The organism is Hyphobacterium vulgare (assembly GCF_042643335.1).
GTDB lineage: Bacteria > Pseudomonadota > Alphaproteobacteria > Caulobacterales > Maricaulaceae > Hyphobacterium > Hyphobacterium vulgare.
In genome coordinates, this window is record NZ_JBHRSV010000001.1 from 691,252 (window position 1) to 703,495 (window position 12,244).

Sequence of the window (12,244 nt, forward strand, 5' to 3'; positions counted from 1 at the left end):
GAAGAGGCAAAGAAAAAGGCCCCGGCGAAGCGGGGCCTTGATCCAATTTCAGGCGAGACGGGCGATCAGCCCTCTTGCGTCTCCGCACGCTGTGCGGCGGCGGCGCCTTCTTCGTCCTGAGCGGCCTGATCGCCGATCGGGTCGCCGAACTGGTTGTAGTAGCGCTCGCACTCTTCCGGCAGGTCGAGCAGCAGGCGTCCGGTTTCCGGATCGACCCGGCCCAGCAGCACCGAGGTGTCGCGCTGATCTTCGACCGTGAAGCGGCAGGAGTCACGCTGCAGCTGTTCCAGGATCCGCGGACGTTCCTGCTCGAAGCGGATTTCCTCGCGCACGAACCGCGCCCAGCCTTCGGCCGTCCGGCGGGACTCGCCGAACTGCGCACCGCGATCGAACGCCTCGATGGCGCCCTGCCGGTTGTTCAGCTCGTAGCGGATATTGCCGAGCAGCACCCAGGCATTGCCGGTCTGGCGAAGGCCGCCCCGATTCAGCGCCTGTTCGATCGCATCGGTCGCTGCCGCCAGTTCACCCTGCTGATAGAGGGCTTCACCGAGCTTGAGGTAATTCTCGCCGGTATTGGTCATCTGGGCGAGCTGGCGCAGCACCGGAATCGCCCGGTCCCACTCACGCGCCTGACGCCACATATTGGCGAGCAGTTCCACATTGTCCGTGGTCCGCTCGACGCGGCCCGCATTCATCTCGCGCTCGAGGATCGAGGCCCCGCGATAGGGAACGTCGTAGAAGCTGTAATACTGGGCCACGCGAACGATCTCGCGGCCTTCGGTCAGCATCCCGTTGATATACATGATCTTGTTGACTTCGAACGCTTCTTCTTCGCGATCGTTCTGGGCCAGAAGCGATGCGTAGGACGTCCAGATATTCTTCTCGGCAGGCCAGCGCGCGGCCATTTCGCCGATGATCCGCATCTGGTCGGCCACACGATCGAGCGACTGATAGTAGTACAGCACCAGGTTGAAGTGGCGGCGCTCGCGCGGATTGGCCCCTTCGAAGGCCTGTTCGGCGTAGCGCAGGCCTTCCTGGAAGCGGTCGGCCTGGGCATAGGCCTGGGCCAGCATCATTGCGAGGCGTTCGTTGATTTCCCCGCCGGCGCGCGCGGCCGCGAGGATTTCGTCGATGCCTTCATTATACCGTTCGGACGCGATCAGCAGCTGACCGATATTGATCCGCAGCCCGACCGTCTCTTCGGTCGTCATGATCCCGGTGGCGATCGCCGCACGCCAGTCGTCGATCGCCTGGTTCATGCGGTCGGTTTCGTAATAGGCCCGGCCGCGCAGCTGCAGCGAGATCATCCGCTCGTACGGGGTGATCCCCGAACGGGCGAGGGCGCGATCCAGCTGGGTGATCGATTCCTGCCACTGATCGTTGGACTGCAGGTCCTGGGCGCGGAGCACGATTTCACCGATTTCCGCCGAGAAGGACCGGTTCGCGGCCTCTTCCTCTTCCTGCACGATCATGCGCAGCGCCGAGGCGTCGGGTGCGGTGAAACCGATCGCGCCCGCCACGAAGACCGCCGACAGCATCAGCCGGAGACGGGACAGGTTCTGGGCTTTCGTAGACAGCATCATTCACGCTCTCCTGCGCGCCGGTGACCGGCGCCAATTCAGGCCCTGGGCCTCTTCTCGCCGCCAGAAGCGGCCGTCACATCGATCCGGCTCTAGTCGTTGAGCTGGAAGACGAACTGGGTTTCCACGCCCGAGCGCGACACCGGAACACCATCAACGATCTTCGGGTTGTAGCGCCAGCGCTCCACCGCGCGGCGGGCCGCGCTTTCGAACAGCGAGCTGGAGCACTGATAGACGTTGATATTTGTCGGCGTGCCGTCCGGGTTCACGTCGAAGCGGACATTGCACGTCCCTTCAAGGCCCCGCTCGGCAGCGCGCGGCGGATATTGCGGCTCGATCCGCACCAACGGCTGCGCGTCGCGGTCGGAGACCGAGAAGTTGACGCTCTGCGAGTTCAGCTGCGGCGCTTCGAACCGCGGGATTTCGCCCACGATGGTCGACAGACCCTCGGTCGGCTGCTGCGCCCGCTGCCGCTCGATCTGCGGAGGCGGAGGCGGCGGCGTGACCTGGTCCACGTCGCGGATATCGACATTGCGCTGGCGGGCGAGTTCCTCGACCTCCGGACGGATGTCGATCTGGATCTCGTCGCGCACTTCGTCTTCGATTTCGCTGTCGGTGAAGATCAGCACCTGCATCAGCGAAAACAGGGCGAAGGTGATGATCGCCGCGATCGGAATGCCGATGATCAGTCTCAGAAGTCCTGGCATGACGGCCTCCTAGTTGTTCCGCGTCGATATGTTCACCGGCACGCCCATGTCGCCGAGGATTTCCTGGACCTCGAAGACCAGGCCGCTGCTGGCAGCGGCATCGCCCTGGATCATCGCCTCGGCCCGCGGGTTTTCCTCGATCAGCTGTTCGACCGCGCCGCGCACGCCGTTGATGTCGTACACACGGCGGTTGATCCAGACCTCATCGGCCGCGGTCACGGCGATCAGGATGGACGGGCGCTCCCGATCCGTGGTGACCGCGTCGGGACGGGTCACGTCCACGCCGGGCTCTTTCACGAAGACCGAAGTCACGATGAAGAAGATCAGCAGGATGAAAACGACGTCCAGCATCGGCGTCATGTTCAGCTCGATCTCTTCTTCTTCGGTATTCACACGGCTAGCTCTGCGAGCCATGACTTACTCCATTTCTTTCGCGCGGCCGGACATCACTGCTGAACGCGTTCAGCAGGCTGGACCGAAACCGGGATGCCGTTCGCCTGCATGTCGTCCCAGATCAGCACCACGATGCCGTGATCGGCCTGATATTGCGGTGCGATCAGAACGGCGCTGCGCGGGTTCTCGGCACGGAAGCGCGAGACCGCGGCCAGCACGCGTTCCGGATCGGTCTGCTGCTGGTTCACGAACACACGGCCCTGGTCATTCACGTCGACCAAGATGACCGGGGCCGGATCCGGTGGCGTTTCCGGCGACTGCGGCGGCGGCTGCATGTTCAGGCCCTCTTCCTGCAGGAAGGTCGCCGTCACGATGAAGAAGATCAGCAGGATGAAAACGATATCCAGCATCGGGGTCATGTTGACCTCGGCCTGGTCGTTCGCCCTGTTCTTTCTGCGTCTCATCTGATTACAGCCCCAGTTCGAGATCGTCGGCGAGCGAAGCGGTACGGTGCTGTGCCATGCGTTCGATCTGGTTGGAGAACAGAAGTCCCGAAAGCGCGGCCACCATGCCGGCCATGGTCGGGATCGTCGCACGTGACACACCGGCCGACATGGCGCGGGCATCGGACGAACCGAGAATGGCCATCGTGTCGAACACCGAGACCATGCCCGTCACCGTGCCCAGCAGCCCGAGCAGCGGGGCGATGGCGACGAGGGTCTTGATCAGTTCGACATTCTGGTAGTTGCGCTGCTTTACCTCGGAGATCAGCTGGTCGCGGATCGCGTGGGCATGCCAGGACTTGTGGTCCTCGCGGGCCGACCATTCACGGACGGCACGCTTGGAATGTCCCTTTTCGGCAAGACCGAAATATACCAGCCGTTCGAGGATGAAGGCCCACATGACAAACGTAGCGATCATGATCACCACGAGCACGGGGCCTCCCCGCTCGAGAAACTCCTGAAGGCCTGTGATAGCCGCATCCATGTGCGTGCCTCCTTCAGTAGCCCCTTAGGACGGACGACGTTCTTCGGCGGAACGCGCAACCATGCCCGCGGCCTGTTCTTCAAGCACCTGCTGGACACCGCGAGCGAAGCTGGCGGCGAAGCTGTGGATGAAGAGGAGCGGGATGGCCGACACGAGACCGAGCACCGTGGTCACGAGGGCTTCCGAGATACCGCCGGCCATGATCTTCGGATCGCCGGTACCGAACAGGGTGATCTGGGTGAAGGTACGGATCATGCCCGTAACGGTACCCAGCAGGCCGAGCAGCGGCGCGATACCAGCCGCAAGCTTGAGGAAGTTCAGACCGAATTCGAGCTTCGGCGTCTCCCGCAGGATGGCTTCGTCGAGCTTCAGCTCGATCGTTTCGATGCCACGGTCCTTGTACTCTTCGTACACCGCCATGACGCGGCCCAGCGAGTTGCCACGCGACGGCGTGGAACGGCGCTTCTGGGCAGCGACCGCGCCCGATTCCAGCAGCAGCTGGACGAGACGCAGCAGGCCGAAGGCGACCGAGATCGCGAGCAGGCCAAGGATGATGTAACCGACGGTCCGGCCCTGGGCGATACGCTCCTGCAGGTTCGGCACGTCGCGGTAGATGGCCAGAAGGCCGCCGCGGGACGGGTCAACCGGACCCATCACGATTTCATCGGAAGACGCGTTGGTCACGCGGCTGGCCGCGTTCACGATGTCGGCCGGGGGCTGACGGTCGAGCGGCGACAGGTCGAAATCGCCATTCTCGCCTTCGGTCCACTGCACGAAGATCGTGCTGCCGTCATTCGCCCAGGCGATGAACGGACCGACGCGGGTCACCGACACCGGCTGACCGCCGCCGAGACCGTTGACCACGCGATCGAAGGTGACGACCTGGCCCTGCAGGATCATCTCTTCCGTCATGCGGCGGTGGATCTGGCTGAGCTGTTCGGTGCCCGGAAGCGCGCGGCTTTCGGACAGTTCGACCAGCGTGGCGGTGCGGTTCGGCACCTGCGCGGAAACGATCGACGCGTCGATGATCGACGCGAATTCACCGGCCGTCTGGCGGGCCGCGCCGAACAGTTCGCCGAATTCGCCCTGCGCTTCGCGGAGCTGAGCGCTCAGCTCGTCGATGCGGGCTTCGTTCTGGTCGTACTGGGTACGGATGCCAGCCGCCTGGCCTTCCAGCGCGCTCAGCTGCGAGCGGGCCTGGGCCAGGAGGGCCGACTGCTGGCCGCGGGCTTCGCGGAATTCCTGCAGGCGGCGCTGGTTTTCTGCGCTCATTTCCCGCGCGTCCGTGCGGACGCGGTTGAGCAGTTCGCTGATGGAGGAAGCCGGCTCGGATTGAGCCATGGCGCTTCCGGCGAGCGCTGCACCCATCGAGATGGCGGCAGCGAAAATCTTGAAGGACTTATTCATCGCGTGAATCTCCGTCTCTCGAGGCCTACTGAGCGTCTTCCGAGCCCGGCATCGGCGCGGTGAACAGGTCAGGCGTGGTAACTTCCTGCGCGATACGGAATGCGCCGGTGACCGCCGCATCGCTCGCACCCGAAACCGGTTCCCAGTCGCTATTGTACTGGGTCCGGACCATCAGGGCGCCGTTCGGCATGTCGCGGATCAGGGCGACACGGCCGATGCGAAGCGTCGGAACGTTGGTCGGAACGCCGTCGATCTCGACTTCCTCGTCATAGGAGTCGATCTGACGGCCATAGGACGCCTCGATGTCGTAGGCGTTCAGGATCAGGCGATAACGCTCGGCCGCGGAGATTTCCGGGTTGTCGAGGTCTTCGTACAGGTTCGCGATGCGCTCCTGACGGTTCTCGACATTGAACGGCAGGTCCAGGTTCACGAAGTTTTCGAGGTTCTGAACCATGTCGCGCATCATCGGCAGGATCTCGACGCCGACATTGTCGACGCGGCCGATCTGCTGTTCGAGCGACGCGATTTCGTTCTGTTGCGACTGCAGGAAGACCCGCTGCTGCTCGATATAGAGCCGCTGCGATTCGATCTGCTGCTGGAGCGCGCGGAACTGCAGCTCGTCGTCAGTTGCCGCGTCGTCCAGGTCGTCGATCTGCCGCTGCGCATTGGCGGCGTCTTGCGTCGCCTGCTGCGCGGTACGGATCACATCGTTGATCTGGGCCTGAGCTGCGCCGCCGGCCACCCCGGTCAAGAGAGCCGCCGCAACGGACGCGCTGAGCCAATACCTCATCTTCGCCATGTCTCGCCTCACAATGATCCGGACGGGGCATGCAGCCTCCGCCCTGGAATTTCCCCTCGGTTGTCAAACCGGCGCCAACCGCCGGAAAAAGCCCCAGTTAGATGACCGCTGAAACAACGGCCCTGAATCCGGAAAACGCTCCCGGTTACGCGAATCCCTAAACGATGTTGGAGACAGTGCTGTGAACCCCTTCCCCCGCGGCGGTTGATCCGCCGACGTATCGTCCAAGACGCTTCGCGCCATTCACCGCCGGCCACGCTAGCGTTCTGTTGCGCGGCGATCAATACACCGAAGCCATATCCTGCTGCGATGAACATCGAAACCGTGACGACTTTCTCCTTCAGCGGGCGATGCGCAACTTGGCGCTCGCCCCACGGGCGAAACGCTGCAGCCTGACTGCAGGTTCCGTTACGATATTACATTTCGAATTTTTTGGCCAGATCACATTTCTGTGTGACCGCAATCGGCCCGCTGAGGGCCGTCTCTCCGGATACGGAATTGGAAGGAAAACGAAGAGAAGTGGCTGGGGCGCCAGGATTCGAACCTGGGAATGGCGGTACCAAAAACCGCTGCCTTACCGCTTGGCGACGCCCCAATCCGTGGCCTGTCCGGACCGCGTGAGCGGGGTAGATAGCGGCAAGCTGCGACGGATGCAACGGGGCTGCGCGGTATGCGTTGCACACCCCGGAATCTGCCGCTATAAGCCGCGGCCTCGGTTCGGAGTATAGCTCAGCCTGGTAGAGCACCGTCTTCGGGAGGCGGGGGTCGCAAGTTCGAATCTTGCTACTCCGACCATTCTGTCCCGCCCCCGTCATTGCATGTCCGCTGCGACGCGAATCCCGCCCGGGCGGGACTCCTCTCATGCGCGTCCCCTCGACCGTGCCGCCCGCCACCTCTATAGATTCCCGGACAACTGGAAACGGCGAGTGGTAGCGGGTCATGAAACAGTTCTGGGTCACCTTCTTCGGATCGATCTTCGGCGTCATTGTCGGCTCCGTCGTGACGATGCTGCTCGGCGTCTTCCTGATCGCCGGCCTGATCGCCTCCGCGGCGCAGTCCTCCGACCCGGCGCCAGTGATCCCATCGGCGAATGTGGTGCTCTCGCTTGACCTGCGCGAAGCGCGCAACGATCAGCCCAGCCGCTCCCCCTTTGCCTTCGCCGATCCGCTGTCGACGGTCGATCTCGTCCGGGCGCTGGAACGGGCCGAATCTGATTCGCGTGTGTCCGGCCTGTTCATCCGGGCCAATGAATACGGCCTGCCGCCGGCCCAGGCGGAAGAGATCCACCGCGCCATCGCCGCCTTCCGGGCCTCGGGCCGCTTCGTGATCGTTCACGCGCAGGGCTTCGAAGGCACGTCTGCGACCAATTACTTCGCGGTCTCGGGCGCGGACGAGATCTGGCTGCAGGACACGGCGACCTTCTCCGCCTCCGGCCTCTATGGCGAAGTGCCCTTCTTTGGCGGTCTGCTTGAGCGTTTCGAGGGCCGCGCCGAATTCATCCAGTTCGAGGACTTCAAGAACGCCCCGAACAGCTACACCGAATCCGGGTTCACCGAGGAGCACCGGGAAGCCACGCTCGGCTATTTCAATGGAATCTTCGACACCATCATCGACACCACGGCGGCCGATCGCGGCCAGACGCCCGAGGCGATGCGCGCCCTGATTGAGGACGCGCCCTATTCCGCCGAAGAAGCGCTGGACGCCGGTCTCGTCGACCAGCTCGGTCAGGTCGTCGATGCCCGCCAGGCGGCACTCGACCGCGCTGGCGCCAGCCAGCTCACGGACCTTTATGACTATGCCAGCTCGGCGCTGATGCATCAGAGCGGACCGGTCATCGCCCTGATCGAGGGTCAGGGTGCGATCGTGACCGGTTCAGCCCCTCCGGGCCTGTTCGGCGGCGACGAAATGATTGGCAGCGACATGATGGCCGAATCGATCCTGTCGGCAGCCCGCGACGCCAGTGTCCGCGCCATCGTGCTGCGGATCGACTCTCCAGGGGGCTCCTCGATCGCGTCCGATCAGGTGTGGGACGCCGTGCGCCGCGCCCGCGAGGCCGGCAAGCCCGTCATCGTCTCGATGGGCGGTGCCGCGGCCTCGGGCGGCTACTACATCGCCGCGCCGGCCGATTACATCGTTTCCAACGCCACGACGATCACCGGTTCGATCGGTGTCTACGGCGGCAAGATCAATCTGCACGACACGCTCGGCCTCGTCGGGGTGAATATCGAACCGATTTCGGTCGGCGGCGAATTCACCGACGCCTATTCAGGCCAGACGGACTGGACCGACGCACAGCGCGCCGAACTGGAAGCCCTGCTCGGCGACATCTATGCCGACTTCACCGAGCGGGTGTCCGACGGCCGGATCCTTCCGATCGAGCGGGTGCTTGAAATCGCCCGCGGCCGGGTCTGGACCGGTGCCCAGGCGCTTGAACTCGATCTCGTCGACGAGATCGGCGGGCTGCGCGAAGCGGTCGCGGCGGCACGGCGGCTGGCCGACATCGAGGAAGGCGCGCCGGTCAATCTGCGCCGCTACCCGGCCCGTCCGACGCCGTTCGAAGCCTTCCAGCAGATGTTCGGCGTCACCGCTGAATCGGCGGAAACGCTGGCGCAACTGAACGCGCTGATGCAATTGCCGGAAGTGCGCGCTGCACTCGATGCCCGCACGATGAACGGACAGGGCAACGAGCTTCGCGCGCCGCATTCGGCACCGAACTAGGCGTCAGGCGAAGAACAGCCCCACCGCCAGCAGCGCCAGGAAGGCGATCGAAAGCACGACCATGTAGACTAGGTCGAGCACGATCACCCGCGCGACCGAGGTAAAGCGGCCGTGCAGGTAGACGCGCCGGTGCAGCCTGTAGAGATAGAAATTGCTCCACAGGATGAAAGCCACAATCCCCCAACCCCCGATCAGCGGGCTGGCGAGGATCAGTGCCGTCATCAGGAAGAACAGGAAGGAATGGAAGTGCAGCGACACGACCAGGTGGTCGTAATAGAAAACGCCGCGCTTCCAGAAATGCATCAGCGCCAGCAGCAGGGCATAGATCGGCAGCAGCACGAAGATCATGCGCGGCGTCCAGACCTGGACCGAGCGCCACCAGCTGTCGGGGTCCTGGATCACATGCCCGATCCGGTCGGCGAGGAAGGACCGCGCGGAATAGGGCAGCCATTCCGCCCCCTCGGCATCGACGGTCAGCGTGGTGCCATTGCCCAATTCCCGGGTCACCGGATCGGCTGCGCCCTGTTCATTGGCCGCATCGGGATAGTCTTCCGGCAGCAGGGCTTCGCGAACCGACCGCTCCATTTCATCGCGGCTTTGCTGCTGCTGCAGCGCCCTGACCAGAGGATCCGCCTCGATGGCGCGCGCCGCCTCGTCTGCTTCACCGATCCGTTCGCGCGCTAATGCCAACGGCCCGGCGATCACGGGATTGTCTTCCTCGATCTGCGCCAGGCCGCGCTCGGTCTCGGCCAGTTGTTCGCCATCGGCGTTCGAGCCGTTGAACATGGAGCTGTCGATGGAGAACACCAGGAAGAAGGCCAGGCTGGCCACGATGAACAGGCGAAAGGGCTGGACATAGCGCGCGCGCACGCCGGTCAGATAGTGCCGGGTAATCCGGCCCGGGCGGAAGATCAGCGGGGGGATGGTGCGCCAGAAGCGGCCGTCGAACGCAAACAATCCGTCGAGGACTTCCATCGCCAGCGACCAGACCGGCCGGTGGAAGGTATCGGCGTCCTGACCACAGCTGTGGCAGATCGGGCCTTTAAGGGCCGTATCGCAGTTCGAGCAATGCCCGGCGTCGCCCGCCGGCGCGAAGGCCGACTTGCGGCGCTCGTTCTCCGAAAAGACGGCGTCGGCAGCGACGGCATCCGTCACCGCATTGTCGATGATATCAGGTCCTGACATGGGCCCCTCCCCCGCCGCCAGTTAAAGCCGGACGGCGGGGAGGAACAAGTCGGCGCTGCGGACTATTCTTCCGCCGCGTTTTCGCTGCCGGCCGGTTCGACGTCGGAATTGACGTCCGCGAAACACAGCCAGCGCGTCCGGTTGATGCGCAGGATGTTGTCCGTCCAGCCGGTCACGTTCGGGTTCACCAGCGCCTTGTTGACGTAGAACACGATCGGAATCAGCGGCATGTCGTCGAGCAGCATCTGCTCGGCTTCGGCGAGGATTCCGGCCCGGACTTCCATGTCCTGTTCGCGGTTACCCGCTGCGACCAGCGCATCGTATTGCGGGTTGCGATAGCGCGAGTAATTCATCGGGATCGACTGCGTTTCGCCCAGATAAAGGAAGCTGTAGGCGTCGTTGAAGTCCGCGATCCAGCCCCCGTCGCCGACCTGGAAGTCGGCAGCGCGCAGGTTCTCGTAATGGATCTGCAGTTCGATCTGCGTGATCGAGACATTCACCCAGTCCGCGATGCTTTCCCAGTCCTGCTGCACGACGGGCGCGATGCGCGGATTGTCGGCGGAAGAACGATAGGTGTATTCGAATTCCAGCGGATTGTCCGGGCCGAAGCCGGCTTCCATCAGAAGCTCGCGGGCGCGCTCGCGGCGCGCATCGATCGGCTCGTCGGCCCAGCGCACGCGGGCTTCGTTCGTGTAGTTCGCCACGCCCGGCGGGACCAGCGAATAGGCCGGCTGCTGACCGGCGCGATAGATTTCCTCGGCAAGGAAGTCGCGGTCGATCGACATGCCGAGGGCGTTGCGGACCCGGGCGTCCTGGAAGGTCGGATTTTCGAGATTCAGGGCATAATACACCGTGCCCATATAGGGCGCGACGCGGACATATTCCGGGGCTTCCTGTTCCAGGCGGTCGATGTGCTGGCCGGGGAATTCGTTGTTCAGGTGCAGCTCGCCATTCAGAACGCGGCGCACCGCAGCGGCGCTGTCGATCGTCGGATAGTAGAAGACGTCGTCTATGCAGACGTCGTCATTGCCGTAGAAGGTTTCGTTGCGCTCCAGATGCACGAAATTGTTCGTCGACCACTGGACGAGGCGGTACGGCCCGTTGACGACGATGTTGCGCGGCTGGATCCACTGGTCGCCATACTCTTCAACCACATGCCGTGGCACCGGGAAGGTGGTGTAGTGGGTCAGCAGGCCCGGAAGATAGGGCGCCGGATAGTTCAGCCGGATTTCCAGCGTCCGGTCATCGATCGCGCGGACACCGACTTCCGACGGCGGCAGGTCGCCGGTATTCACTTCCTGCGCGTTCACGATCGGATACAGAAGCGACGCATATTGCGACAGCGTCTCGGGGTTCAGGATCCGCTGGAAGGCGAATTCGAAATCGCCGGCCGTCACCGGCTGGCCGTCCGACCATTGCGCTTCGCGAAGGTGGAAGGTCCAGGTCAGGCCGTCCTCGCTGATGTCCCAGCTTTCGGCCATGCCGGGAATCGGCTCCGCATTGATGTCTTCGGTCGTCAGTCCGATGAACATGTCGCCGATGATATTGTTCTCCCACGTGCCGCTCGCCTTGTGCGGGTCGAGCGTCAGCGGTTCGCCGGAATTGCCCCGGTGAATGACAACGGTGCCGGACGAAACCTCGCTGCCGCCGCCACCGCAGGCAGCAAGAGCGAAGGCGGAGGCCCCGAGGGCCAGGGCGGCAAGCAACGAACGATTGCGAATCATGGTCGCGGATCTCCCCTGTAATTCCAGTGCGTCCGGCATCCAGACGCCAAACGGCGTGAAGCGGTCGACAGCCCCTCGCCGCTCACGCATAGTCCTTGATCGAAGCGATCATGAACGAGTGTCTATGAACGTGCGATTACCATTAGCTGCAATCGGCCTGCTCGCGCCAGTCTTGGTACTGTCAACTGCGGCCCAAGCGCAAGATGCGGATCAATCACCCTTGCGTCCGCTGTTCGCGTGCCAGGACATCGCTGGCGATGCCGAACGTCTCGCCTGCCTTGACCGCGAGGTTGCGGCCCTGCGCGCCTCCGAGGACGACGGCCGGCTGGTCGCCGTATCCCGCCGCGAGATCGAGGAAGCCGAGGAAGCCTCCTATGGCCTGTCGATTCCGAACTTCTCCTTGCCGTCGCTGCCGCGTCTGGGCTTTCGCCGCGGCGAAGGAGATGGCGAAGCGACCGTCACGGAAACCGATACCGGCGCCCAGATCTTCAGGAATGCCGAGGGTCGCATCGAGCAGGTCATCGGAGAGCCCATCGTGGCCGTGCGGACGGGTGCCCAGGGGCGCTACGTCTTCGAACTCGCCAACGGCCAAGTCTGGCAGCAGGAAGACTCCACCCGTGTATACGTGCCGCGCAATATCGAAGGGCACACCGCAGACATACGCAGCGGCGCGCTCGGGTCTCACCTGATGCGAATCGACGAGTCGAACCGCTGGTTTCGCGCGGTCCGCATCCGCTAATCCGG

11 protein-coding genes and 2 tRNA genes are annotated in these 12,244 nt (G+C 63.8%); 3 read left to right on the top strand and 10 right to left on the bottom strand.

Annotation, left to right across the window (positions count from 1 at the left end; all coding sequences use genetic code 11):
* Nucleotides 1–65 precede the first annotated feature (65 nt).
* From ACFOOR_RS03760 to ACFOOR_RS03795, 8 genes are all read right to left on the bottom strand, one after another.
* The gene (locus tag ACFOOR_RS03760) at nucleotides 66–1,583 is read right to left on the bottom strand and encodes a tetratricopeptide repeat protein (RefSeq protein WP_343164093.1); all 1,518 of its coding nucleotides are present in this window, start codon (nucleotides 1,581–1,583) and stop codon (nucleotides 66–68) included.
* A gap of 89 nt (nucleotides 1,584–1,672) precedes the next feature.
* Entirely contained in the window at nucleotides 1,673–2,287 is a 615-nt protein-coding gene (locus tag ACFOOR_RS03765) for an energy transducer TonB (RefSeq protein ID WP_343164094.1), read from the bottom strand.
* 9 nt (nucleotides 2,288–2,296) lie between these two features.
* A complete protein-coding gene (locus tag ACFOOR_RS03770) occupies nucleotides 2,297–2,701 on the bottom strand; it encodes an ExbD/TolR family protein (RefSeq protein WP_343164095.1) in 405 nt (134 codons plus the stop codon).
* Nucleotides 2,702–2,733: 32 nt separating this feature from the next.
* Nucleotides 2,734–3,144, bottom strand: a complete 411-nt coding sequence (locus ACFOOR_RS03775) for an ExbD/TolR family protein (protein ID WP_343164096.1) — start codon at nucleotides 3,142–3,144, stop codon at nucleotides 2,734–2,736.
* A gap of 4 nt (nucleotides 3,145–3,148) precedes the next feature.
* Nucleotides 3,149–3,667, bottom strand: a complete 519-nt coding sequence (locus tag ACFOOR_RS03780) for a MotA/TolQ/ExbB proton channel family protein (RefSeq protein ID WP_343164097.1) — start codon at nucleotides 3,665–3,667, stop codon at nucleotides 3,149–3,151.
* A gap of 24 nt (nucleotides 3,668–3,691) precedes the next feature.
* Entirely contained in the window at nucleotides 3,692–5,074 is a 1,383-nt protein-coding gene (locus ACFOOR_RS03785; RefSeq protein ID WP_343164098.1) for a MotA/TolQ/ExbB proton channel family protein, read from the bottom strand.
* 25 nt (nucleotides 5,075–5,099) lie between these two features.
* Nucleotides 5,100–5,873 (bottom strand): DUF3450 domain-containing protein, encoded by a 774-nt coding sequence (locus tag ACFOOR_RS03790; RefSeq protein ID WP_343164099.1) that lies wholly within the window; start codon nucleotides 5,871–5,873, stop codon nucleotides 5,100–5,102.
* 520 nt (nucleotides 5,874–6,393) lie between these two features.
* Nucleotides 6,394–6,468: transfer RNA gene (locus ACFOOR_RS03795), tRNA-Gln, on the bottom strand.
* A 123-nt stretch (nucleotides 6,469–6,591) separates the two neighbouring features.
* Here ACFOOR_RS03795 and ACFOOR_RS03800 point away from each other — a divergent pair.
* Nucleotides 6,592–6,668 (top strand) — tRNA-Pro (locus ACFOOR_RS03800).
* A gap of 144 nt (nucleotides 6,669–6,812) precedes the next feature.
* Entirely contained in the window at nucleotides 6,813–8,591 is a 1,779-nt protein-coding gene (gene sppA / locus ACFOOR_RS03805) for a signal peptide peptidase SppA (RefSeq protein WP_343164100.1), read from the top strand.
* A gap of 3 nt (nucleotides 8,592–8,594) precedes the next feature.
* Here the strand turns inward: sppA and ACFOOR_RS03810 are convergent, their stop codons facing one another.
* Together ACFOOR_RS03810 and ACFOOR_RS03815 are read right to left on the bottom strand one after the other, a co-directional pair.
* Nucleotides 8,595–9,776, bottom strand: coding sequence for a DUF3667 domain-containing protein (locus ACFOOR_RS03810; protein WP_343164101.1), 1,182 nt, complete (start codon nucleotides 9,774–9,776; stop codon nucleotides 8,595–8,597).
* 62 nt (nucleotides 9,777–9,838) lie between these two features.
* Nucleotides 9,839–11,500 (bottom strand): peptide ABC transporter substrate-binding protein, encoded by a 1,662-nt coding sequence (locus ACFOOR_RS03815; RefSeq protein WP_343164102.1) that lies wholly within the window; start codon nucleotides 11,498–11,500, stop codon nucleotides 9,839–9,841.
* A gap of 220 nt (nucleotides 11,501–11,720) precedes the next feature.
* Between ACFOOR_RS03815 and ACFOOR_RS03820 the strand changes: the two genes are divergently transcribed.
* A complete protein-coding gene (locus tag ACFOOR_RS03820; protein ID WP_343164103.1) occupies nucleotides 11,721–12,239 on the top strand; it encodes a hypothetical protein in 519 nt (172 codons plus the stop codon).
* The last annotated feature ends 5 nt before the right edge of the window (nucleotides 12,240–12,244 follow it).